The sequence below is a fragment of the Dactylosporangium sp. McL0621 genome (assembly GCF_049995355.1).
Classification (GTDB): Bacteria; Actinomycetota; Actinomycetes; order Mycobacteriales; family Micromonosporaceae; genus Dactylosporangium.
The window spans coordinates 4,614,499-4,637,939 of sequence record NZ_CP188259.1 but is presented as its reverse complement, the minus strand read 5'-3'; the positions used below and the strand labels follow the sequence as shown (position 1 = coordinate 4,637,939).

Annotated in this window: 17 protein-coding genes and 2 pseudogenes; 3 read left to right on the top strand and 16 right to left on the bottom strand. The window is 72.6% G+C overall.

Annotated elements, in window-relative coordinates:
- Positions 1 to 62 precede the first annotated feature (62 nt).
- The 10 genes and pseudogenes from ACPPVO_RS22180 to ACPPVO_RS22135 form a co-directional block, all read right to left on the bottom strand.
- On the bottom strand, positions 63 to 188 hold the full coding sequence (locus ACPPVO_RS22180; RefSeq protein ID WP_426513107.1) for a hypothetical protein: 126 nt from the start codon (positions 186 to 188) through the stop codon (positions 63 to 65).
- Positions 189 to 375: 187 nt separating this feature from the next.
- Positions 376 to 921, bottom strand: a complete 546-nt coding sequence (locus ACPPVO_RS22175; RefSeq protein WP_426513106.1) for a hypothetical protein — start codon at positions 919 to 921, stop codon at positions 376 to 378.
- Positions 922 to 947: 26 nt separating this feature from the next.
- On the bottom strand, positions 948 to 1,634 hold the full coding sequence (locus ACPPVO_RS22170) for a hypothetical protein (protein WP_426513105.1): 687 nt from the start codon (positions 1,632 to 1,634) through the stop codon (positions 948 to 950).
- Positions 1,635 to 1,720: 86 nt separating this feature from the next.
- On the bottom strand, positions 1,721 to 2,269 hold the full coding sequence (locus ACPPVO_RS22165) for a hypothetical protein (RefSeq protein WP_426513104.1): 549 nt from the start codon (positions 2,267 to 2,269) through the stop codon (positions 1,721 to 1,723).
- Positions 2,270 to 2,603: 334 nt separating this feature from the next.
- A complete protein-coding gene (locus ACPPVO_RS22160) occupies positions 2,604 to 3,431 on the bottom strand; it encodes a hypothetical protein (protein ID WP_426513103.1) in 828 nt (275 codons plus the stop codon).
- Positions 3,432 to 3,521: 90 nt separating this feature from the next.
- Positions 3,522 to 4,238, bottom strand: a complete 717-nt coding sequence (locus ACPPVO_RS22155) for a hypothetical protein (protein ID WP_426513102.1) — start codon at positions 4,236 to 4,238, stop codon at positions 3,522 to 3,524.
- Between the two features lie 686 nt (positions 4,239 to 4,924).
- Positions 4,925 to 5,690, bottom strand: a pseudogene (locus tag ACPPVO_RS22150) (GP88 family protein); the annotation flags it as partial.
- 244 nt (positions 5,691 to 5,934) lie between these two features.
- Positions 5,935 to 6,336: a DNA methyltransferase gene (locus ACPPVO_RS22145; protein ID WP_426513101.1), complete on the bottom strand. Its 402-nt coding sequence runs from the start codon at positions 6,334 to 6,336 to the stop codon at positions 5,935 to 5,937.
- 146 nt (positions 6,337 to 6,482) lie between these two features.
- Positions 6,483 to 7,424, bottom strand: coding sequence for a replication-relaxation family protein (locus ACPPVO_RS22140; protein WP_426513100.1), 942 nt, complete (start codon positions 7,422 to 7,424; stop codon positions 6,483 to 6,485).
- Positions 7,425 to 7,669: 245 nt separating this feature from the next.
- Positions 7,670 to 10,193, bottom strand: a pseudogene (locus tag ACPPVO_RS22135) (type IV secretion system DNA-binding domain-containing protein).
- A 259-nt stretch (positions 10,194 to 10,452) separates the two neighbouring features.
- Here ACPPVO_RS22135 and ACPPVO_RS22130 point away from each other — a divergent pair.
- The 3 genes from ACPPVO_RS22130 (at position 10,453) to ACPPVO_RS22120 (ending at position 15,106) form a co-directional block, all read left to right on the top strand.
- Positions 10,453 to 10,809 carry an integrase gene (locus ACPPVO_RS22130; RefSeq protein WP_426513099.1) on the top strand — a complete coding sequence of 119 codons (357 nt, stop codon included), beginning with the start codon at positions 10,453 to 10,455 and terminating at the stop codon, positions 10,807 to 10,809.
- A gap of 9 nt (positions 10,810 to 10,818) precedes the next feature.
- The gene (locus tag ACPPVO_RS22125) at positions 10,819 to 11,034 is read left to right on the top strand and encodes a hypothetical protein (protein ID WP_426513098.1); all 216 of its coding nucleotides are present in this window, start codon (positions 10,819 to 10,821) and stop codon (positions 11,032 to 11,034) included.
- 307 nt (positions 11,035 to 11,341) lie between these two features.
- Positions 11,342 to 15,106: a hypothetical protein gene (locus ACPPVO_RS22120; RefSeq protein ID WP_426513097.1), complete on the top strand. Its 3,765-nt coding sequence runs from the start codon at positions 11,342 to 11,344 to the stop codon at positions 15,104 to 15,106.
- A gap of 174 nt (positions 15,107 to 15,280) precedes the next feature.
- On the opposite strand, the gene ACPPVO_RS22115 is transcribed toward ACPPVO_RS22120, so the two are convergent.
- The 6 genes from ACPPVO_RS22115 to ACPPVO_RS22090 form a co-directional block, all read right to left on the bottom strand.
- Entirely contained in the window at positions 15,281 to 17,125 is a 1,845-nt protein-coding gene (locus tag ACPPVO_RS22115; protein WP_426513096.1) for a VirB4 family type IV secretion system protein, read from the bottom strand.
- Positions 17,122 to 18,069: a PrgI family protein gene (locus ACPPVO_RS22110; RefSeq protein WP_426513095.1), complete on the bottom strand. Its 948-nt coding sequence runs from the start codon at positions 18,067 to 18,069 to the stop codon at positions 17,122 to 17,124. The genes ACPPVO_RS22115 and ACPPVO_RS22110 overlap by 4 nt, the downstream gene beginning before the upstream one ends.
- 113 nt (positions 18,070 to 18,182) lie before the next feature.
- Positions 18,183 to 19,598, bottom strand: a complete 1,416-nt coding sequence (locus ACPPVO_RS22105; RefSeq protein WP_426513094.1) for a conjugal transfer protein TrbL family protein — start codon at positions 19,596 to 19,598, stop codon at positions 18,183 to 18,185.
- Position 19,599: 1 nt separating this feature from the next.
- Complete coding sequence (locus ACPPVO_RS22100; RefSeq protein WP_426513093.1) at positions 19,600 to 19,956, bottom strand: pilin; 357 nt, start codon at positions 19,954 to 19,956, stop codon at positions 19,600 to 19,602.
- 558 nt (positions 19,957 to 20,514) lie between these two features.
- Positions 20,515 to 21,078: a hypothetical protein gene (locus tag ACPPVO_RS22095; protein ID WP_426513092.1), complete on the bottom strand. Its 564-nt coding sequence runs from the start codon at positions 21,076 to 21,078 to the stop codon at positions 20,515 to 20,517.
- Positions 21,075 to 21,989 (bottom strand): hypothetical protein, encoded by a 915-nt coding sequence (locus ACPPVO_RS22090; protein WP_426513091.1) that lies wholly within the window; start codon positions 21,987 to 21,989, stop codon positions 21,075 to 21,077. The genes ACPPVO_RS22095 and ACPPVO_RS22090 overlap by 4 nt, the downstream gene beginning before the upstream one ends.
- Positions 21,990 to 23,441 lie beyond the last annotated feature (1,452 nt).

The following is a 23,441-nucleotide window of genomic DNA, read 5'->3' as shown; positions in this document are numbered from 1 at the left end:
CAGTCGCTCCTCCCGTGTAGACAGTCGGTGCCACGCCGGTGTCAGGGTGTGGCCTGGGGATGTCAGGAGTTGCGGTGCTCGTGATCGCCGGTCGGCGCGTGCTGCGCCGGGTCGAGGGCGACCACCGGGAACAGCTCGCCGGGCGAGGCGCAGCCCTGCAGGATGCTGCCGGATAGGCGATGAAACACTCGCCGCCGCGGCTGTCGCAGCCGGCGCACTGAACCAGCTGCAGAGTGCGGGGATCGATGAGCAGCGCACCCTCGTCGATGTCGCGGATGGGCCGGATGGCGATCACGACGGCCGGGCCGGTGTAGCCGCCGGTGAGGGCGAGGACGTCGCCGACCGCCACGACCCGGTCACCGAGCCACAGCCGGTTCACGGCAGGTGGTCCTGCCGACGGCCGGCCGCGACGTCGTTGCCGACCTGCTCGACCCACCGGCGCAGCCCGTCGCCGTCGACCAGGTCATGGGGTTCGCCGGTGTGCTGGCGGCGTCGCCGGGACACGCGGACGTGGAACCGGCCGATCGCCAGGATCCGGCCGACCCGGATCAGGTGACCGGCGTAGTCGGTGTCGTCCGGGTGGCCTTCCGTCCGGGCGAGCCGCTCGAGACCACGCTCGATCCGGCCGAAGACGGTAGCCATCGCGCGGGCCTGCTCGGCGCTGCGCACGTCGAACGGGGCGTAGCGCACCAGGATGCCCCAGATTCCGGTGGCCGGCAGGCCGGGGTTCCCGGCCACGTAGGCGGCCACCTCGAGGCCGTAGAACGGGGCGCCGTTGGCAATCCCCCGCTCCCCCGCGGTGATGGCGCGGAGGTCACCGCCGGGCGGGTCGATCACCACGGTGGCGACCAGCCGGGCCTGCCCGTATGCCTCGGTCAGCTGCACGTACCAGGCCAGCGGTGGCTGTCTCGGTGTGGCCACGTCGTCCTCCGCTGCTTTCCGCGCGGTCATCGCCGCTGTCCCAGTTCGGTCACTGCGGCGGCGTGATCGCCGCAGTCGATCGTGCAGCGGCTCGCCGCGGCTGACGTGCAGTGGCGGGCGGCGGGCGGGGCGCCCGACACTGATGGGTGCTGCGCGACGGTGATCATGCGGGCCGGTTCCGGTCGCAGCTGGACGTCGAGCATGAACATCCATCGCCGCTGGCCGCGCAGGACGCTCAGCCGCAGCTCGTCGCGGTGCAGGTCCGGGTCGGCCACGGCGTCGGTGGTCGCGTCGGCCCGCCAGTGCAGCCGCACGACGTCGTCCGGCCGCAGCAGGCTGGTGATCGTCCGCCATACCTCGTGCAGCCCGCACGCGTCGATGACGGTGACCGCGGCGGCGCCGGGCAGGTGGTGTTCATGCCACCGGTGGTCGGTGCCGAAGCCGGCGATGTCGGCGGCCACGCTGATCCGCCGGCGCCGGTCCAGGCGGTCGCCGTCCGGGAACAGCCGCTGCTGACGGGTCGTGTAGATGCGCGGCTCGGTGAACGCGGCGCTGCTCAGGCACGCATCGATGCACGCCCCGGCGCCGCTGGTGTGGAAGATGACGGTGTCCGCGGCCCGCAGCGCATACACGTCGCTGCGGTACAGCAGACCGATCGGGTCGATGGCGCCGGTCGGGTCGTCGTCGGGTTGGAAGTGTCGGTCCTCGGCCATGATGGCTTGCCTCCAGGTGCGGTAGGGGTCGGCCGGCGCGCGTGTGCCGCACTCGCGCACGGCGCCGTGTGGGTCTGGGCGCGGGTTCAGGCGCCGACGGTGACGAGCACGTCGTCGGGGGCCGCCTCGGCCAGCTGCGCGGTGGCCCGCTCGACGTGGTCGAGCAGCGCCTGCGGGCTGGCGGCGGCCGGGTACAGCGAGGCGCCGGTGCGCATGATGACCAGCACGTCGCCGACCACCCGGCGCAGACTGTGGTACATGACGTAGCTCGGCCGGCCGGCCCGCAGCAGCGCAGACTCGACGCGGCCGGGTCGCCGTGCCCCGACGCGGGCGGTGGCCGACCAGACGTCGTGGCGGGCGGCGGCCGCACGGGCGGCGACGGCGCCGGTCGCGGCGATGTCCAGCAGGCGCAGCGGCCCGCCGGCGCAGCGGACCGGGTCGGCGTCGTACGGCGCGGCGAGGAGGGCACGGGTGCCCGGCGAGGTGGGCATGGCCAGCAGCCGCCGCTCGGGCCGCAGGTCGTCGTCGAACAGGCAGCGCAGGGTGGTGGCCCAGTCGGTGATGCCGAGGTGGTCGGCCGGGTACCAGAACGTGACGGTGCGCAGGGTGGTGCCGTTGGGCAGGTTGATGGGCATCGTGATGCACTCCCGTTCCGAGGGGTTGGGTTGTTGGTGCGGCCGGCATCCGGCCGCCTGGGGTTGGTGCCGCGAGTGGTGACGCCAGGGCCACCTGCGCGTGGGTCATCCGCGGAGCTCGCCGCCGGGTCTACGGCCAGGGCCGAGACCACGCACACCGGTCGGCGCCGCAGCTGGACGCATCGGCCGGCTCGCCGTGATGGTCGGCTCGGGGTGGTACCAGTCGAGGGATACGGTGCCGGCTGGCCGCCTGGATCGGCGATGGTGCAAGGCCGCCGCTGCGCCACAGCCGCACGAGCCCCCACGGATACGCCGGGGCCGGTGCGGTCGTGGCCTATTGGCCGGTGGCGGGCGTTGCTGCGCGATGCCGGCTCAGCGTCATGGTCCAGTCGCTGCGGGCGAGCTCGGCAGCCTCGTACGCGCCCAGGCTCTGCAGTTCATCGCTGATCGTCCGGGCCTCGTCGCGGATGGCGGCGGTGCGGGCGAGGTACTCGTCGCGGTGGGCGAGGACCCCGAAGCCGACGAGGGTCAGATCCGCGTTGTGGAGCCGGGCGTTGGCCGCGCGCAGCGACTCGACGCGCGTCATGAGCTCGCTGATCCGCGAGTACTGGGGCAGCGGCCGATACCCACGGCGCAGATCGTGCCAGTCGGGGTGCTGCCGACCGACCGGCGTCGCGGTGGCCGTCCGGTCCCCCCGGTCAGCCGGCGGGGTGCGTCCGGCGGCGGGCCGCACACGGCGTCGCCCGACCGCGACGGCAACCCCGGTACCGGACAACAGGACCGTGACCGTGGTCGCGCCGGCTCGGGAGGCGGCGCGCAGCTGGTCCAGCAGGGGGTGGTCGGCTGGGCTGTCCAACGGCAGCTCGTGTGTCAGCGGGATCGGCTCGACGCGCAGCAGCGTCGCTTGGTCCAGCCAGGAGCTTCCGGGTGGGCATTCCGCGGCGAACGCCGCCCGGCGGTCCAGCGTGCCGGCCTGGTGTGCGGGCGCGGGCTGGCGGTGTGCGGCGTTGCTGACCAGCCAGATGCCGTTGCTGCCGGAGCGCAGCAGCAGCGCAGGCCCCGGATGTGCGGTGCCGGTGTGGTTGGTGTCGGTGACCGCGGCGGCGTGCTCGGCGAGTTGGCAGACGGTGTCGAGGTCGAACGTGAGCCGGGTGGTCGTCATGGTGGTGCGCCTCCTGCAAGGGTCTCGTTGGACGGGTGCGCGATCAACGCCCGCGCGGTGTGGGCGCGTGCGTGGGTGTGCGTTGGATGGTCAGGCGGGGCTGGCCAGGGCGACGAGGTGGGCGTCACGGGGCACCTGGGTCAGGCGGGCGTTGGCGGTGGTGAGGTAGTCCAGGACGTCGGCCAGGCGTTGGCTGCGGGTGGTCAGCCAGCCGCCGGGCTGTGGGGCGAGCCCGTCACCGGGAACCGCGGCCAGCCAGGCCAGGTTGACGTAGGTCCCGTAGCCGGCCTGGAAGGCTTCCAGCGCTGAGGGCGGCAGCGGGATAGCGTGGCCGGGCATGGCGTTGTAGGCCCGCATGGCCAGGACCCGCGGTTGGGACAGGTAGTCGGCTTGCGCCCTGGCGAGGGGGTAGCGGTGCGGGTCGCTCGCGGAGCGGTCGGCGAATGCCCAGAACGGTTGGGCCGGTCGGGTGCCGGCGACGACCTGCTGCCACAGCAGCCATGCGGCGGCGGCGTCGACGGCGGCGCGGGTGCGCATGCCGTGCAGGTCGAGGAGGTTGATGGGGCCGCCTGAGGTCAGGCCGTTCCAGTAGTCGAGGAGCTTGCCGGTGCGGCGGGTGTGGGTGTCGAAATGCGGCAGCACGCCCGTGGTGGCCTGGCCCCGGGCTGTCAGGGTGGCGGTGGCCAGTGCCGCGAGGGCGTCGGGTGGGGTGCCGGCGGGTAGGCAGACGACGGCGGTGGCCATGGTGCGGGTGGGCAGGTGCAGTCGACGGCTGGTGCCGGTGGACGTGGTACCGGAGACGCGCATGACGGTTCCTCCTTGGTCGTGGCGGGGCGTTGGGGCCGCGCGTGGGGCGCGCGGAACCGCGACCCCGGATACGGGGCCGGGCTGCGATGCGCGGGGTACGCGCGGTGATGACCCTTGCCGGGTCGGTCTTCGGGACGTGGCAACCCGGGCGACCGCACAGTGCGGTCGGATCGCGGCGGTGCGCCGCAAGGGCAACGGGTCAGCCCGTGGGCCGGCGGCGTTGCTGGTCGGCAAACAGCCGAGGATGGATCTGTTCGGCTGAGCGCCGAGGATGGTGCGTGCCGGCTTGGCCAGGTGATGGTGCGGTGGAGCATGGTGGGCGTGGTGGCCTGGAGGGTTGGTCGCGGCCGACCGGCCATCGTGGCGGGTGGGCGGGTGCGGTGTCCCTGCCGTGGCGAGCGTGCGCCCGGGTGGTGCAGTGGAGCTTGCGTGGATTCTTGGAAAGAAGCTCTCACCGTAGGACGGCGACCCAACTGGTCCTGATCCTCCAGTGTGGATCACCCTGACGTCTGTGAGCTGGGTGGTTGGGCGCCAGCGGGGTGCAGCTGGTGCTGGCCGGCCACCGGCCAGTTGGGTCGGTTGGCCCGGTTGGGTCGCCGGCCGGTTGCCCGGTGATGCCCGGCCCCGGTGGGCGGTCCGGCGGCGGGTGGCTGGCGTACGCCACGGTTGGTGGGCGCGGCCGGCGGCGGGGGTGCACTGCGGCGGTGGCGGCGGGCGGCCCGCTCGGCGTCGACGGCGTGCTGCCATTGGCTGAAGCGCCGGCCGTGCAGGCGGCGCAGGAAGTGCGGGATGCGGTTGGCGGGGATGCCGACCAGTCGCGGCCCAAGCACGGCGAGCAGGTCCGAGGTTTCCTGCGAGGGCCAGCCGGCCGCGGCGATGGCGTCCTCGTCGGGGAAGACGTCGGCGACCCGGTCGGTGTCGGGGTGCAGGAGATGGTCCTGGGTACCGCCGGAGGAGGAGACCCACCGGAAGTTCGCCGGCAGGTCGGGTTCGACGAGGCGGCGGAACCGTTCGACTTCCTTGGTGTAGGCGTAGCAGGTGACGTCCGGCCGGCTGCGGCAGATCCGCAGCCAGGCGTGCAGGTAGTCGTCGGTGAAGAAGTCGCCGGCGTCGTGGATACGGACCCAGGCGCCGCGGAACGTGCCGGGGGGCGAGCTCGGCGGTCATCGCCGTCTCCCAGCCGGGCAGCTCGTCCAGGACGAAGGCCAGGTTGGCCTGATGCCGGCCGCGGACGACCGGCCACCGGTAGGTGCCGTTGCGGGCGTAGCAGACCTGGGCACAGATCCCGGCGGCCGGGCAGGTGTTGTAGGTGCGGCCGTCGGGAAGCCGGCCGGCCCAGGCCGGCAGGGTCCAGTTCCACACGCCGATCGCTTTCCTCTCGCGGTTCTGGGTCAGCAGCCGCTTCGGATGCGGCACACCGCCCTGCGGTGATGCAGGCCGAGCCGTCGTCATACAGGTTTTCCCCTTGGCGTGGAAGGCGATGGAGGCCGGGAGCGCGACGCGGCAGGCGTGCTCGCCGCGACGGCCGGATGCGTGCGGTCCGGCCGGGCAGTCCCGGCCGGAAACGCGAAACGGCCCCCACACCAGCGCCGGGTAAGGCGTCCGGTGTGGGGGCCGTATGGGTTGGTTGGGTAGGCGTGGCGCGCCGGTTGGGTGCCGTGGAGTCCGTGATCGCGCGGTGCCGGGCAGGCGACGGCTAGCCGGTCGCCAGCCAGTGCGCGGCCCGCTCGCAGCAGCGTTCGTCGGTCTCGATGAGCACCGCGCGGCGGCCCGCCGCGCGGGCGGCGATACCGGTGGAGCCCGACCCGGCGAAGGGATCGATGACCGTGCCGCCCGACGGGCAGGCGTACCGGATGAGCAGATCGAGGACCGCGACCGGCTTCTGGGTGCGGTGGATGCCGGTGCGGTGCGCAGAGCGGGCGTAGACCACGGACCGGGCCAGCCGGGTCTGCCCATAGGGGTAGCCGACCGACCCGATGGGCCCGGTGTGGGTGGGCCGCCGCCGGCGGGCGATGCCGGCGGTGGGCCGTGGTTGGCCGGCGACGTGGGGCACATCGTGGTGGACCGCCGACCAATGGCCGCGGTACCAGTGGGTCATGGTTTCGTGGACGCGCCGGAACCGGTCAGTACAGCGTCACCGTCTCGTCGGTGTAGTACGGCTCAGGTTGGACCGAACGGTCTCCCTGGTGCAGTGGTGTCGGTGAAATCCGTGCGGTGCGCTGCGCGAGCTAGCGGATGCAGCGGTCAGACCGCGGTGGGCGGTGTGTCGTCGCGCAGCAGGTACAGCGGGTCTTCGTCGGGCTGCGGCGGGCCGGGGTGGAAGGGTCCTTCCGCGCCTGGCCGGCCGGGCAGCTCGGCCAGCCGGAGCCGGCGGCGGCCGCCGCCGACCACCGTCCATACCGGCCCGGCCGGGCCGCCGTGTGCGGCGGCGTGGTCGCGGGCCGCCGTGGCGATGAGGACGCCGAGGGTGCCGCCGGCCGGGCCGCTGAGGTGCCGGTGCAGGTTCGCCTCGATGGTGGTGCTGGGCAGCCAGAACAGCACCGGCCACGCGGGACCCTTGTCCTGCAGCGTGCGGTAGCCGGTCAGCTTCTCGGCCCGCGCCGGATGCGACTCGCTGCCGGTGTCGTGCTCCAGGAAGAACGCGACCACGCGCCCGTCCTCAGTCCAGACGCCGTGCGCGTCCGGGCGGGTGTTGTGGTCGACCTTGGCGTAGGTGCGCCCGGCCGACCACCACCGGGTCAGCCGCGCCGTGGGGTGGTGGCGGCTGTGGGCGAGCAGGTCGATGAAGAACTGGTTGACGCCGTCGGCGTGGGCGAGGTGCCCGACCCGGGTCGCCGCGGACGGATGTCCGTCGCGGGTTTCGCGCAGCGCCCGGCTGCTGGGTGCCGGGCGGCCGTGGTACAGCGCGACGTACCGGGCGGAGAGCCGGCCGGGGACCCAGTGCACCGGCAGCCGCCCGGCGCTCGGGTGGACCGGCATGAACCAGTCGATGAACCCGATCTGGCGCAGCACGTTGAGCCGTTTGCGGCAGGTGCGGGGCGAGGTGAACAGGACCGCGGCGATCTGGTCGGTGGTGAGGAAGCGGTGCTGGTCGAGCAGGTGGGCCAGGACGCAGTCGCGGGGTTCCAGACGCCAGGAAACGGCGAGGAGGTCGTCGGGGGTGGTGGACCGGCGGGGGGTAGCCACCGGCCGGGAACGGGTCACCCCCGGTCGGCGGATATCCCCCGTAGGGATATTTCGGGGTTGGCGCGGGTCGTCGGTCACGGGGTCCTGCCAGGGTGGTTGGGTGCCGTTGGGCACGGTTGATCACTGCTGCGGCGGTGCGGGGTTCGCCCGGGGGTCCGCCCGGGGTGCCGGTCTTGGCTCCTGCGCGCTGCGGTCTGTCCGTCTGCGGCGTGGCTGGATGTCGAGGGGTTGCGGTTGCTGGTGTGTCAGTCGGCACGCCGCTGGGCTCGTTTGCCGCGCGGTCGGCGGGCAAGTTGCTCCACGCCGGTCGGCTCGGCGGTGTCGGTGCGGGCGACGGCCTGGCGCAGTGCGGTGGTTTCGCCGAGGATCGGCAGCGGCGGGCGGGTCAGCATGGTAAACGCCGCGGTCTCGCGGTTGGCCACGACGAGCCGGCTGGCTGTGGTGTACGCGTCGAGGTGGGACAGGTCGTGCTCGTCGAGCTCCGGCAGGGTGTGCCGGGCCAGTTGATGCGCGTCCTCCGGGCTGCAGTTGAAGTACACCTTGTTGCGGGCGTTCGCCGAGAGCGCCAGTTGGGTTTCCCGGGGCAGCTGGCTGAGGTTCTGGTGGGCCAGGATCAGCGACAGGTGGTAGCCGCGGGCCTCGGCCAGCATGTCCCCGACCGAGCCGGCCAGGTTCAGCACGTTGTGCGCCTCGTCGATATACACGGAGGCGTCGCGGCGTTGGTCTTCCGGAATGCGGGCGCGGGCGGTGGCGGCCTGCCACACGGAGGCGAGGATGAGGCTGCCCATCAGCTTCGCGGTCTCCTCACCAATCTGGCCTTTGGGTAGGCGGGCGATGAGGATGCCGCCGTCGAGGACCTTGGCCATGTCGAAGCTCGAGGTGGCCACGCCGATGGTGTCGCGGACGAAGTCGCGCAACAAAAAGGCCCGGAGCCTCGCCAGCACTGGGCCGATGACCTGCGCACGCAGGGGTGGTGGAGTGGCCTCGTACCACTCCCAGAAGCCCTTCAAGCCTTCCGGGTCGTCGAGGTCGACGGTGAACGCCGCCCGGAACTGCTTGTCGTTGAGCAACGGCGGCACCAGGGTCAGGGTGGCGTTAGCCTTGCGCATCAAGGTCAGGCACGCCACGCGCAACACGTCGTCGATCCGCGGGCCCCAATGCCGCTGGAAGATCTTGGAGAAGATCGACACGATGTTGTCGACGACGAGGTCGTCGTCGAAGCCGGCGAGGGGGTTGAGGGTGGCGCCGCGGTCCTGGCCCGGGTCGATGAGCACGAGCCGGTCGGCGACGGAGGCGGGCAGCCGGTCCAGGATGTCCTGGGCGAGGTCGCCTTTGGGGTCGATGACGACGACCCCGCGGCGGGCGGTGATGTCGTCGATGACCATGTGGGTCATCTCGGTGGACTTGCCGGAGCCGGTGGCGCCGAGCATGTGGATGTGTTGGCGGGCATCCACGACGCGCAGCGCCACGGCGTGGCCGCCGACCTCGGCCCGGCCGAGGACTTTGGTGCCCCGCCCGCCGGCAGGGACCGTCACGGGTGCGGGGACGGCTTTGGCGCGGGCCCGGTCGAGGCCAGCGACGGCGATGTCGGTGGGCAGCGCGGCCAGGACGGTGAGCTCGCCGGCGGAGAGCAGGAAGCCGCGGGTGAAGCGCCGCTGCGCGAGGACGGCGGCCGGGTGGGCCAGTTTGAGGCGGCGCAGCCGGTTACGGCCGGTGTAGATGCCGTACGCGGAGGCGATGGCGTGGGCGACGGTGACCAGCCGCCGGCGGACCAGCTCGGAGGCTGCCGTCGCCTGGGAGTTGTTATTGCGGCGGCTGCCGCGGCTGGGTTCGACGGCGACCGCGTAGCGGATACCGGTCTGCCACTGGGGCATGAGGGTCTTGTCCAGTCCCGGCCGGGCGTCGTGGTCGCGGATCGGGTCCGCGACCACCGACCGCGCGGACCCGCCCGCGCGTGCGGTGCTCCGGGCAGGGGTGATGAGTTCGGTGAGCAGGTTCAGGCCGCCGCGCAGCCACGCGGCCGGGTCCAGCACACCGCCGGGCGGTCGGCCGGTGCGCAGGGCGGCGGCGGCCCGCCGGGCCTGCTGCACCCGGCGGGGCGCGGCCGGGCGGGCCAAGATCTGCACGCAGGCGCGTTCGCCGCCGGACAGCCCGGCGCCGGCCGCGACGAGGGCCCGGGTGGGGTCGGTGTCGTGGTCGGTCTGCAGGGGGTACCAGGTGGGCAGCGCCGGCGCGAGCGCACCGTCCACCTCGAGGACCCGGTTGTCCTCGGTAGGCACGGGAACCGGGTCGGTGGCCTCGGCGATGGTCGCCGAGGCGCCCGGCCAGGCGGCGCGGGCCGCGGCGGCGACCGGCCCGGCCGGGACGGTGCCGGGCAGCCACACCTGAATGGTGAGGGCCCGGCCGGCCCACCGGTACTCCATCGCCAGGTGTGGGGTGCCGTAGCGGAGGCGCCGCCACCGCGACGGGGCGAGCAGCAGTTCGTACAGGTTGGCCCACCAGGCAGTCGCACCCGCCGGGTCGACCTGCGGCGGCGGGGTGATCAGCACCTGCTGGGCGTGCCGGGTGAGGCGGCGGTGCCGCAGGGGTGCGTACCCGCGCGGTGGTGATGACGGCCGCCACGATGAGCGCGGCAGCCACCACGGCGAGCCACGGCCGGTGCGCGGCCCAGCCGGCGGCGGCCGCGATCAGGTCGAGCAGATGGGAGTGCGGGACGGCGGGGACCATGATGGGGTCCACCGACCGCGATGGTGACGGTGTTGGGGGCATAGCTGCTCCGAGAAAGGGTCCGATGTGGACAGACGATGTCGCCGCGCGCTCGGCGTTACAGGTCGGGGTCGTCGATGAGGTCAGCCAGCCCTACCGGAACCCCCCACAGTTCGGTGAGTGCCAGCTGCGGCCTGAGGGTCTTTGGGCCTGGCCAGGTGCGACACGCGGAGGAGCCGGCGGTGTTTGACAGGCGATCGGGATTTCTGACGGGTTCACGGTATTGACGGCCGGCTGTCGGGTTCGGCGAGCTGGGGTGGTCGTGAGACTGGCCGTGGTCCGGTCGCTGGATGCCCCGCGGCGTTCGGCGACCGGCCAGGAACGTGAGGACTTCGAACAGGAGCTGTTGGATCAGTACCTGCTCGCGGCGGTCGATGGCGGTTGCGCGGATAGTACGGTGGCGCACGACCGGTCGGCGCTGTTCGAGTTTGTCCGGTTCCTGCAGCGTGCAGTGTGGACAGCGCAGCCGCAGGATGCGGACCGGGTTGTTGCCTGTCAGCGCAAGCAGTTGGGGTTGTCCCGGCTGACGGTGCAGCACAAGGGGTGGGCGTTGGGCCATTTCTTCGATTTTCTCCTTGCTGGGGATCAAGGCGAACCGGTTGACCGGGCTGCCTGGTGAAGCAGGTTTGTGGACGAGTTCAACCGGCCGGCACAGGCTGACGACGGAGCGGTGCGGTTGCCTCCCAGCGAGGATGAGGTGGAGGCATGGTTCGCAGCGGGTGGCGGCCGTGGTTGCCGCACGCGCGAAGTTCGCGCCGGCGGCGCGGGCCTATCTGGGGGTGTCGCCGTGGCGTCGAGCGGGCTCAGGATCGTGGATGCCTACCTGCTGGACATCCGGGACTGACGGCGGGATCTGGGCCAGCGCGGCACCGTGCAGGGTGCGGTTCGGCAAGGGCAGGCGTCTGGCCGGGGCCGACGACGCGGATGGTGCCGGCGATCAACCGGGCTGGGATGTGCTGGACTGGCGGATGAGCGACGTACGGCACCAGTTCGTTGCGGACTACGCGTGCGGGGACGGGCCGATGCTGCCCCGGAACGGACACCGGATGGTGTCGCCGGGTGAGTCAGACCCAAGAAACTGTTGACAAGCCGGGGCTACGACAGCCGGGCGGTACAGACAGCGGTGGTGAGGAGAACGCGCCGGCGGTTCGGTGGAGACGCTGATCGCCGAGGTGTGCGCGCATCGCTGCTTCCGAGATAATGACGAGATGCGATCGAATGGTCCTGGCGGCCGGACGCGATGGCCGGTCGCGGCGATCGTTTTCGCCGTCGTGGCTGGCGCTGCAGTCGTGGCGTTGGCCAGGTTCTTCTGGCTGCGGGGGCTGAGCAGATCCGCCGATTGGGCGAACCTTCTCCAGCCGTTCCTGGAGGTCGTCGGGCTCGCCGTACCGGTGCTCGTGTGGCTGATCCGTAGGAGCCGGGCCCCCGATACGTCTGATGCAGAGGCACTGGGGCGCCTGCGTCAAGAGGTTGGCGTCACGTTGTCGCAAGAGATCGCCCGCCGGAATCTGCACCTGCCCCTGCAGCTGCGGTGGGAACCGACCGGCCGTCCGAGGGTCCAGGCTGACCGCGTCCGGGCCGTCGATCACGCGCCGCGCGGCGCGTTGCTGGACGACGACGGCCGGCTGTCCGCCGTCGCGGTGACCGAGGTATTCAACGACGCGAGCGTGCGCCAGCTGGTGATACTGGGCGAGCCGGGAGCTGGCAAGACCACCCTGGCGCTGCTGTATGTCGTGGAGGCGACCGCATCGGCCGGCCCGGGCGATCCCGTACCCGTGCCACTGACCGTGGCGGCGTGGGATCCGGCCGCGCCGGGCGGCATCGAAGCATGGGTCATCGATAGCATTTGCCGGGAGTACCCGCAGGTTATGGAGGGCGACGTCCGGCAACTGCTCCGGCATCACAAGATCGTTCCGGTCCTGGACGGCTTCGACGAGATGCCTGCGGCGCTGCGCGGTGGCGCGCTGGCGCAGTTGAGGGAAGCGGCCGGCACGGGTCTACGCATGATCCTGACATGCCGCGGCGAGGAGTACGCCCGGGTTACGTCCGAGGTCGGCGTCCTGCCCCAAGCGGTCGTGGTGGAGGTCGCGCCGGTCGAGGCCGGCGACGCCATCGCCTACCTGACCGGTCTTGAAGCGGCCGGCAGTACCCGATGGAATCCGGTGATCGCGGCGATGACCGGGGATCCCCAAGGCCCCGTCGCCTCGGCGCTGTCCACCCCACTGATGATCGGCCTGGCGCGGCGTGTGTACGAGCGCCCTGCCAGCGACCCGGCCGAGTTGGCCACCGCAGCAACCGCGGGGGCAGTCAGGAACCAGTTGCTCGCCGGTTTCCTGCCGGCCGCGTTCGGCTCGCAGCAGGAGGCCGACAGGGCCGGCCGATGGCTGGCTTTCCTGGTCGGACATCTGCCGACGCACCCGGGCGACCCTGACCTGCGATGGTGGCGGCTGGGTCTCGCGGTACCGAGGCTCGTCATCACCTCGCTGATCGCCGGGGCGGCGACGGTTCTCGGCGCTTTCGTCGGGGTGATCTCGGCATGGCTGGCCCGGGGCAGCGGATGGCAGGGCGCCGCGACCGGCGCTGTCGTGGGTCTGGCAATCGGTCTGACCGCAGGCAGGAACACCGCGCGAGCGTCGCGCGTGCCGGAGTCCGCTCCCCGCCGGGCGGCGTGGCTGTCGGCAATCGTCAGCGGCCTCACCGACATGCTTTTCGCGGCCGCGACGCTGTCGGCAGTCGGCGCCGCAGTCCTTGTTGGCCTGCGGCTCGTGGCGGCTGCGTCAGCGCTGACGTTCAGCACCACCGTCAACGATGAGGTGGCGAGCCTCATGGCCCGAGACATCAGCACGTCGACGGTGCTCGTGGTACTTCTCGCCGTGGTACCCGCCGTGGTAGCCAACGGGCTCGGCGCCGGACGCGTCGGACTCCCCCGGCGAACTCGCCTGTTGCTGCGCAGGCTTCCGCGGCATCTGCTGATCGGCCTCGGGACGGGGTTATTGATGGGAGCCCCCTGGCTGATCTTGGGCCTGTTGGGCGTCTCCGGACTGGACGAAGGCGTCGGGTACGGCCTGGCAGCGACAACTGCCGGATTTCTGACGGTTACGTTGGGGCTGGGGCGCTGGCTCAGCTCTCCGGTCTCAGAGCCGGAGGGCGGCCACTCGCCGGTGTCGGTCCTGCGCAGCGACCGGAGAGCGCTGCTGACCACCGGGCTCGCCGTCGCGGGAGTGACGGGTGGCACGGTCGCCGGTCTGGGGGGATGGCCCCCGGACCGCGAGACCGTGACGGCCGGCCTCGTCGTGGCCGTCGCCTCGCTGAGTCTGCTCGTTCTCGGCTCCGGCAGCGCATGGGTGTCTTACTCCGTCGCACGCAACTGGCTCGCCATGCGCGGCAAGCTGCCGTGGCGACTGACGACATTCCTCTCCCGTGCACAGGACAGAGGTGTACTGAGGCAGGCCGGGGCCGCCTATCAGGTGCGCCACGACGTGGTCCGTCGATACCTTGCTGAACATTGGCCGGTCGACCGGCGCCGCCGGCCGCAGTCGGCCCGTGCCCAGCCCGCCGGCAACCGGGCGAGGTTTACCGTCTTCGTGGGCTGGCTGCTCGCCGCCGCTGCGGCCGTCTCCATGCTTACGGCACTGCCATTGACGGCCAGTGCCATCGACCCGCGGCCGCCTATCAAGGGGACGATCAAAGGCTACAACGCGGTGTTCAGTCCCGACGGGCGTCTGGTCGTCACCACCCTCGATTCCGAAGGCCACTCGTTGAACTATCAGGACCAGGTGACGGAACTGGCCACTGGTCGAGCCGTCGCCAGAATCGACCACGTCCCGTTCCTCAGTGACCTGTGGTTCAGCCCCGACGGGCGGAGCCTGGCGATTGCCGATGGGCCCTCCGGCTCCGAGAAGATTCAGATGCTGGACACGTCCACCGGCCAGAGGACCGCCGCGCTCGACCCACCAGTCCGACCTGCTCCCGATCTCGGTGGCGGCAGCGGGCTGGTCTTCAGCCCTGACGGCCGCACGGTGGCCATCGCAGATGACGCTGATTCGGTGTGGCTCTACGACACGGCCACCGGCAAAGCGACGGCCACCCTCAGCAACCCGCCGGAGTCGAGCTTCGGGGGTCCCAGCCTCGCGTTCAGTCCGGACGGGCGAACCCTGGCGACCGTCCTGGACCGAGCTCTGCTGACCCAGCAGGCTACGGGGGATGGCCAACAGGCCGGCACGGTACGCCTGTGGGACGTCGCCACCGGCCGTCTCGCCGCCGCATTCGGCAACGGCGACTCGCCGTCCGCCGTCCGGTTCAGTCCGGACGGCGGAACGATCATCACCTACCCCCAGGTGGGGAATGTCGACCTATGGTCCGCTACCGGGGAACACATCGCCACCGTGGATCACGGCTTCCCCTCAATTGTCTCCTTGGGCACCACGCCGTTCAGCGCAGATGGCCGGACCATGGCGGTCGTCGATGTCGATGACCGAGTAGAGCTGTGGGACACCACCACCCGCCGACGGACCGCGATCATCGGCCCGGTCCCTTCCGACTCTGTGGTACAGCTCAGCCCGGACGCGCAGACCCTGGCCGTAATCCCAGGAGACCGGTCGGGCAGAAGCGATCGCGTACCGGGCCCTGGCGTTCCTCGCACCGCCGTCCAGCTGTGGAACGTCTCCACCGATCGAGTCGTCGCCACCCTGGACACCGTGCGGAACACCTCCGGTCTGACCTTCAGTCCCGACAGCCGCACGTTGGCCACCATCGCCGCGGACGATGGCCGGGTACGCCTCTGGCGTACATCCACCGGCCAGCAGACGGCCTTTCTCGACAGGGTTCAGTTGGCCACGTCGATCTGCTTCACCGCCGACGGCCGCACCGTCGCGATTGACGACGGGGCGATCCGGCTGTGGAGTGTGCCGCGGTAGCATCGGCCAGCCACACGGGCCAGCACGGGACAGCGTTCACATCAGACAGGACGGCGCGACCCCTGCGGGGAAAACCGATGTCGCCGAACAGCGTTCCAACGACGACACCATCCACAGTTCGCCGAACCCCGGACAGCCTTTGCACTGATTCCGGTACTCCACACCAGAGCTCCGTCAGAAATCCTCCAGACTTGCGACGAACTCTGGGAAAGTGGCGCAGAGCTGGTGCTCGCGGCTGGAAGCGACGATGGTGAAAGCGACCCGGTGCGAGCCAGCGAGCAGGAGGGCTTCGCCGCGGCCGGCGGCCAGGAGCATGCGGGCCTCGCCGCCGGTGAGCGCGAACGTCTCGGCGATCAGATCGATGGCCTGCGGGGCCTGGCGCATCAGGATCTGGGTGGCGGCGTTGGCGATGACCGCCCGGCCCAGGTCGGAGCCGAGCAGGTCGGCGGCGTCCTGGGTGATGACGGCCACCCCGGCCCGACGTTTGCGGGCGGCCTTGGCCAGACGGTACAGGAACTTCGCGCCTTCACCGTCGCGCAGCAGGGTCCAGGCTTCGTCGACGACGACGAGCCGGCGCGCCTGCAGCGGGCGTCGAGCGCGGTGGTCCGCAGTGACTCCGGGAAGATCGACATCCCGCCAGATCGCGTCCAGCGCGAGGAGCATGCCGGGGGCGCGCAGTTCGTCGGCCAACTGCCGGGTGGACCAGACGACGAGGTGGCCGCGCGGGTGGAAGGTCGTCGGCCCGTCGAACAGTGCCTTGAAGCTGCCCTCGGTCCACGGGGAGAGCCGGGCGGCGAGGGTCTGCGCCCCGGGGACGTCGGTGGTGCGCAGGGTGGCGGCCAGGTCGCGCAGCAGCGGCGCCGGCCGCGTCCACGTGGTGGGGTCGTTGCTGATCCCGGCCTGCGCGTAGGTCGCCATGATGGCCTTGTCCAGGGCCGCCCGTTCCTGCGGCGGGGGCTGCTGGCCCAACAGGACGGCGATGAGGGTGTGCAGGAACAGCGCCGGCCGGGTCAACGCGTCCGGCCGCCGGTCGCCGGCCGGGATGTCCAGGGGGTTGATGCGGATGCCAGGCGCGCCGAGCTGGATGGCGGTGCCGCCGACGGCGTCGCACAGCCGCAGGTACTCGTCCTCGGGATCGATGATGGCGACCTGGACGCCGTCGTACAGCGAGCGCAGCGTCTCCAGCTTCACCAGGTACGACTTGCCGGCCCCGGAACGGGCCAGGACGACGGAGTTGTGGTTGTCGCAGGACCAGCGGTCCCACCACACGACACCGTTGGAGGCGGTGTTGAGCCCGTACAGCACCCCACCGGCCGGGACCCCGTCGCCGGGCAGCGGCGCCGGTAGGTCGGCGCTGGCGAGGGGGAAGGCTGCGGCGAGGGCGTCGGTGTCGAACACCCGCCGCATCCGCAGCGCGTCGACGCCGAGGGGCAGGGTGCTGAGCCAGCCCTGCAGCTGCCGCCAGGTCGCCGGTTGGGTGTCCAGCATGACCGAGGCGGCGGCGGCCCGGACTTCGGCGACCGCCTCCACCAGATCGTCCTCGGCCGGGGCGTGGACGCACAGGTAGTGCCCGACCCGAAACAGCCGGGCGGCGCCGCGGGCGAGGCGGTCGGCGAGGTCGGCGGCGTCTTCGGCGGCGGCGTCGGTGACCGGGTCGCCGAGGCGGCCCTTGTCGAAGTCGAGGCGCCGGTTGGACTCGAGGCGGGCCCGTTGCCGCCGCAGCCGGGTGGCGGCGGTGGCGGCCGGGATCGGTTCGATGTGTTGGACGACATCGATCCGGCCCGGCCACGCCAGGAGGGTGTCCAGCCAGGCCAGGCCGACCTCGGGCGGGTACCCGGTGATGATCAGGACGGCGGTGTAGCCGTCCCCGACCCGCAGCCAGCGGGGGGTGGACTCGACCGCGGCCGGGCCGATGGTCGCAGTCAGCACGGCGGCGTCGTCGCCGTCCGACGAAGCACGGCGCCCCCGGTTGGGGGCGCCGTTGGCGGCGGCTGTGGTGGTCTTCTGCCTGCGTTTCATGCGCCGAGCTCCTCGTGGAGGCTGGGGGCGGTGACCGGGCTGTTGGCGGGTGTGCGCGGCCAGGACGCGTCGGTGTACTGGTAGGGGTCGACCGCGGCGGTCAGGACCGCGGTGGCGGTGCCGCCGTCCAGGACCCGCGTCTGGGCGCCGAGGGTGGCCAGAGTGGTCGCGGTGTGCTCTGCTCGGCGCATCGCCTCGGTGGCGGCGCTACGCTCGCCGGTGGCGGTGTGCGCGACGGTGACGGTGCGCCACAGCGAGTCCCGGCGGGCGGCCACGTCGAGCAGGAAGTCGCTGTAGTCCAGCGCAGCATCGGCGAGGGCCGGGTGGGGCAGGGCCTCGGCGGCGTCGGCGACGCGCATGGCGTGGCTGGTCAGGTCGACGCGCTGGGCGGAGACCACCACCTGCACCGGGCCGGTCAGGGCGTTGAGCCAGCGGGCGTACGAGCCGACCAGGGCGGCCTGCTCGGCGGCGGTGCGCAGGCCGACGTTGACGGTGGTCGCGGCGACCAGCGCGGTCGCGGTGCCGTCGCCGAGGTCGATGACCCCGTTGTCGCCGATGGCGTGCGCCGGCAGCCGCAGCACGGCCGGCGCTGGCCCGTCCGCCTCAACCTGTGGTGCCCACGCCGGCGCGGGCACCACACCGGCGGGGGCGGGCGCGGCTCGGCGGGGTGTGCGCCGGTTGACGATCGCCGCCCACAGCCACGCATCCAGGGGCAGGCCGTCGCGGCGGCCCACGGCGAGGGCCACGGCGACGCCGGCGAGCGGGATGAGCATGATCGCCACGACCGGCAGCGGCAGGAGACTGCCGACGGTGCGCAGGATCAGGTAGCCCAGCGCCGCGGCGGCGGCGATGATGGCGACCTGCCGGGCGGTCAGACCCCAGACGATCCGGTCAGGCGCCTCGATGTCTGCGGGTACCCGGGCATGAACGTCTTCAGCGTCCACAGTGGACTCCTATGGGACAGTGCGTTCGACTGGTGCCGCTCGCGGCGGCTGGAGCGCACCCGGCACGGGGCGACGGTCGATGCCGTCGCCCCGCTTCCGGGTGGTGATGGCGATCAGGTGCGGGTGGGGCGGTGCCACTGGCTGGGGACCCGGCGGCGGGGCACCGGCCGGACCGGCTGCCGGACCGGCTGGGTCTGCGGCATCGCCGTGGCCGGGTTGACCCCGGCCGGAAGCACCGGCCGGGGTCCGGCCGGCGGCGGGGTGGGCACCACACCGGCCGCCCGGATCGGCGGACGCGACGAACGCGCCGGCGCCGGCCCGGACGCCGGTGTGGGCGTCGACCGTTTGGGCGCGCTCCGCCAGGCTGCATCGACGCCGGACGCGACTTGCTGCGTGGTGTACGGCCGGACCGGCCGCCCGGTCGGCCACGCCACACCCACGCGCCCCGGTCCCGCACCGGCCGGCGACGGCAACGAGCGGCCACCAGCACCGCCGCTGCCGGCGCGGCCGCCGGACAGTGCGCCGCCGCCGAGGGTGGAGGGCATCCACGTCCGGCCGCCACCGCCGCGGGATCCGCCGCCCGGACGGCCACCCCGGCCGGCGCCACCGGCACCGGCCGCTGCCCGGCCACCGCCGCGTCGCAGCGGCAGCCGCAGCACGCTGGTCAGCTGCTGGATCAGCACCATCCGCAAGATCATCCCGGCGGCGTTTCGGGCTCCGCCGCTGGCCACGAACCGGCGCATCAGGCCGGGAATCTTGACGACGGCCCACAACAGGCACAGGACGATGAGCAGGTTGCCGGTGCCCGTCGGGTCGTGCGGCAGGCCCAGCTGCGGCGCGTTGGCGTCCGGGTTGAGGAACACCGACAGGGCGGTGTGCAGCGCGAGGGCCTGCAGCACGACCGTGGCGACGGTGGCCAGGATGGAACGCCACCACAGTCGCGCGGCGCCGTCGGTGAACGGGGTGGCGTGGCAGGCCAGCGCGAGCGGGCTGATGCCGACCAGGATGATCAGCACGCCCAGCCGCACGATCCAGGTGATCAGCAGCATCCCGGTCAGCACGGCGACGATCAGGCCGATGATGACGGCGAGCAGCGCGCTGGGCGGGTTGTTCAGCGCATCGAAGGTGATCTGCTGCACCCGGAGCATCGAACTCTGGGAGGTCACGGTGTCGCCGGTGAGCGCCTCGGTCAGCGCGTTGGCGACCTGGACGAGGTTGCGGCAGATCGGGACGGCGAAGTTCGCCGCGATCCAGCCGATCACCAACCGGGGCAGCAGTTCCCCAACGCCGTAGCGGGACTGCACGGTGCCGTTGGTCATCGTCACGATCCCGGCGGTGACGATCGCCAGGATGAAGCAGGCGTTGACCACCATCATCGATTTGCCGGCGACGGCGGTGACCTGCGGCAGCGTGCTGACGTCCGGGGTGGTGAACGCGGTGCCGGACAGCAGTCCCCACAACACGTTGAGGACCGCCAGGACGGCCTCGGCCGCCACGGCGAGCGCTCCGTTGAACAGCGAGGCGACCATATCAGCCGCCCAGGATCTGCTGCAGGATGGTCAGCAGGATCGGCGCGAGGACGGCGAGGGCGTAGCCGATCCCCGCGCTCTTCAGTGAGCCCTTGGCCCGTTCGACCTGGGCGGGGTCGCCGCCGGCCATCAGGTACTGGGCGCCGCCGATCGTCAGGAACAGGGTGGCGACCACGGCGATGATGCTGGTGATGAAGGCGGTGATGTTGCCCACGACCGTGGGCAGGTCGTAGACGGCAAAGGGGATGCTGTCGGCGGCCCACGCCGGGGTGGCAGCGACCAGCAGCGCCGGGACGGCGGTTACGGCGATGGTCACGGTACGCCGGATGATGTTGCGGACGTTGGGATTGCGGTGCATGGGTGCCTCACACCTCCCGCCCCAGCGGGCTGGGGCGTTCGCGTCGAGCGGATGGGAGGCGTCACCGCAGGGGCGGCAGGGGCGAGCCGTGGGAGCCTTGCTTCTGCACGGGGTGCGATGAGCGACGGGTGGTACACACGGCCGTCTGGCCGGCCGGTCCCGGGCACGCCCTGTGGTGGCGCAGGGAACCGCGGGACCCGCGCGGAACTGTCCGCGGGTCGGTGGCGATTCCTTGCCCACCAAGGGCTGCGGTTGGGTACCCAACACAGCACCCGCGCCGACCCGGCCACCCAACCGGCACCCAACCGGCACGCAACTGGCCCAACTGGATCTTCACCCGGGGGCCCGTCGGCGCCGGCCGGTCGTGTCGCGAGGGCGTCAGCCGCGATGCCGGTGGGGCCCGTGTCGGGGCGTAACCGCGTGGTGCGCGCCGTCCGGCGCCCGGCCGCGGGCGCCCAGTACAGCAGCGGGGCGACGGCTCCTCCCGGAGTCGTCGCCCCGCTGGCCTGGCGCGACCGCAGCGATCCTGCGAGCGGCCGGGCCGGGGGCGGGCCGGTGTCAGCCGGTGCCGCCGGTCAGGATCCGATACACGTCGCGGGTCATCTCGTCCCAGTCGACGCTGAGCTCGCGCCCACCGTGCAAGCGCAACGCGCAGGGGTCGGCGACGCCGAGGAACACCCACGCCGCCGGATCCGGGTGCCCACGGCGCAGGACCAGGCTCCAGTGCGGCCCGTGCAGCAGCACCACGACGGGGCGGCCCTGCAGGTCCCGGCCGATCCGCACGGTGCCGGGTGGCGGTGCGGCCGCCACCACCGGAGCCTGCCGGATGAGGTCCTCCACGACCTGCCGGTCGGGCAGGAACAGCAGGCAGCGGCGCGGGTCGTCGAGGTCAAGCCAGATGTCGTCGTCGAGGCTGGGCCCGGCCTTGAGCACGGCGCGGCACTGTTCGGTCAGGGCAGCGGCCAGCTGGTTGGCGCCGCGCCGGCACCCCCGGTGCCGGCGCAGGTAGGCCGGAATCGTGGCGGTGGCCGGTCGCACGACGATGACCGGGAAGGGACCCGGCTGCCCGCGCTGCGGTACCCCGGATGTGGACGCGACGTTGCTCGTGGATGTCGAGGTCATGACGCGTCCCCGCTCGCCGCACCGGCGGCCAGCGACCCACGGCCGTCATCACCGAGGGACGGGTCGATCCGTGACGTCTCGCCGAGGGCCTGCGGGTCAGGGCTGCCGTGCATCAACGCCACCAGGGGAACCCAGTCGAGTTCGCCGGCGCGGATCGCGTCGGCCAGACGTCGTTCGGCCTTGCGCCGCCACGCCGCCGCCAACGGCACGCTGAGGCCGAGTTTGTCGGCCACCGTGCCGAGCGCGACCTGGTCCAGGCGGGTGGCGGCGATCAGCAGGTACTCGTCCGGGTCGATGACCGCCTGGGCCACCGCCCGGGTCAGCACCCAGTCCGGGTGATCCCACGGCTGCTGCGGGGGCATCGACCAGGTGGTCCGCACCCGGATCGCGTCGGACTCCGCTTCCCGGTCCCGGGCGGCCTTGACCGCCCGGGCGCCGGCGTCGATGAGTTTCCCGGCGATGCGGGTGTCGCGCAGGTCGATGCTGCGCAGCCGGTCCACGAACCCGGTCAGCAGTTCGCTGTCGCGGTCGCTGGAGTCCGCGGGCCAGCCTTTGCCGAGGCTGCCGGCCGTGCGGCGCAGCCCCGGCATCGCTATACCGACCGCGGCGATCACCCACGCCGGGCCGTCCCGGCGGGCTCGCACCACCAGTTCCCGCCACACCTCGTCACGCACCGAGCGGGGCGTCGCGTCGTCGATGAGCAGCTTCTTCAACTCGTCGAGGGGCAAGATCCGGTTGGGCAGGCCGGGAAAGGCACGCCCGTCGAAGGCGAGCGGCGCAGGCAGACAGACCAGCAGATCGAACGCGCGCTGCGCGGCGTCGAGGGCGGTGCTCGGCCAGGACCGGCGCTGCGTCCGACGGGCCGGATGGGACTGCGGCGGGGACGCCGGTCGGGACGTTTGCGTGGGCATTCGGGTGCTCCCGTGTCAGACGAGACGCCCGCCCGGCCGCAGGATCGGGCCCAGGTCGAGCGCGGGGACGCCGTCCATGGGCGCACGGCCACCCAACGCGTTGGCCAACCCGCGGACACCCAACCGGATCATGCCGAGGGCAGCCGTGCCCGCCCGCGGTTGGGCGGTTGGGCCCAGCTCAACGCCCCCATCGCCGGGCCGACCCCCGCCGTGCGGCAGGCACTCCATCAGGGCCCGCCCGTTGGGCGCAGCGCTGGATGTCCTCGCAGCTCAGCGAGGTGGGTTGGGTCCGTTAGGCAGGCCCGACCCAACCGGGGCCGCGCGCGGCCGACCACGCCGACGAGCCCCTACAGACGCCGGCCACGACACGCAGCAGAACCAGCGGCGCCACCGCACTGCGGCCCTCACCCCGGGCACCACCCGCGCTCGGCGACGCGCAGCCGCCCCAGGTCCGCGCTGCCGGGCTCGCGAGCTACGCCAGCACGACACCAGCCCGTCCGCCGCGTGGCGCCGCGGTCGTCCCGGCACCCGGTACAGCGGTGAGGTGCCGCTTCCGGTCACCGGTCGTCCCGACCCGGTACCGGTACGGCGGGTCAGCGCAACCGGGCGGTACCGGGGCGCCCGCCATCGGCACGTGTCCCTGCCCGGTGGCGCGGGTGACCGGTGCGGTACGCCGGGCGCTACCGGGTCCGGCGGGAACCGGTCAGGCCGGCGGCGGTCACCGATGCGTCAGGCGAGTACCGGCCGAGGTCCGACTGCTCCGCAGACCCGCCCATCTGCGCCTTCAGCGAGGCACAGCGACGGTCGCGAGGACGGCCGAGCGTGGTGTCCGGCGCCGCGCGGCACGTCGACGCCACCGCCCGCATCGCAGCGCCGACCACGCCGTCTGCCCTGTTCAACACCAGGCGGCTGCAGCGCGGCAGTGCCACGACCGACCCAGGCTGCCGCGTCTGGTCGACCGGCAGCCCACCGCCGAACGGCCGATGACCGGCTGACGGTGGCAACGGAACGTGACCCTTCTCGGGTCGGTGTGACCGCTATCGGGCAGCCGGTTCGATCACCAACCGGTCCGGTACCAACTGCTGCGAACGTGCTGGCGCCCGGTACCGGTGCCGGGCGCACGCCCGGCCACCAGGTGGCATCCGGTACCGGTCACCGGTACCGGGTGGTGCGCGCCGGCACCGGTCCAGGCGCGGGAACCGGTGACCGGGCTCGTGACCGGTACCGGTGCGGGGCGGGGGCCGTCGCAGGTCGTCGACATCGAACGCGGCACCGGTACCGGATGGTGCGCCCGAGCCCGGGTCTCGGGTCGCACCGCTGCTTGTATACGCGCCCCGTGTCGCTGCGCTCGATCAGCCAGCCGCCGACCGGACGGCCGGACTCGGGGTCGATGTCCGCCGCGCACGGGCTGCCGGGCCGCTCGCCATCCAGACCGCCGCGAGCACGGACGCG

Bases quoted from the DNA above. Each gene is read 5' to 3' on its own strand.
- ACPPVO_RS22170 (WP_426513105.1), bottom strand. From the start codon at position 1,634: ATGGCCGAGGACCGACACTTCCAACCCGACGACGACCCGACCGGCGCC.
- ACPPVO_RS22165 (WP_426513104.1), bottom strand. From the start codon at position 2,269: ATGCCCATCAACCTGCCCAACGGCACCACCCTGCGCACCGTCACGTTC.
- ACPPVO_RS22160 (WP_426513103.1), bottom strand. From the start codon at position 3,431: ATGACGACCACCCGGCTCACGTTCGACCTCGACACCGTCTGCCAACTC.
- ACPPVO_RS22155 (WP_426513102.1), bottom strand. From the start codon at position 4,238: ATGCGCGTCTCCGGTACCACGTCCACCGGCACCAGCCGTCGACTGCAC.
- ACPPVO_RS22145 (WP_426513101.1), bottom strand. From the start codon at position 6,336: ATGACCCACTGGTACCGCGGCCATTGGTCGGCGGTCCACCACGATGTG.
- ACPPVO_RS22115 (WP_426513096.1), bottom strand. From the start codon at position 17,125: ATGAAACGCAGGCAGAAGACCACCACAGCCGCCGCCAACGGCGCCCCC.
- ACPPVO_RS22105 (WP_426513094.1), bottom strand. From the start codon at position 19,598: ATGGTCGCCTCGCTGTTCAACGGAGCGCTCGCCGTGGCGGCCGAGGCC.
- ACPPVO_RS22100 (WP_426513093.1), bottom strand. From the start codon at position 19,956: ATGCACCGCAATCCCAACGTCCGCAACATCATCCGGCGTACCGTGACC.
- ACPPVO_RS22095 (WP_426513092.1), bottom strand. From the start codon at position 21,078: ATGACCTCGACATCCACGAGCAACGTCGCGTCCACATCCGGGGTACCG.
- ACPPVO_RS22090 (WP_426513091.1), bottom strand. From the start codon at position 21,989: ATGCCCACGCAAACGTCCCGACCGGCGTCCCCGCCGCAGTCCCATCCG.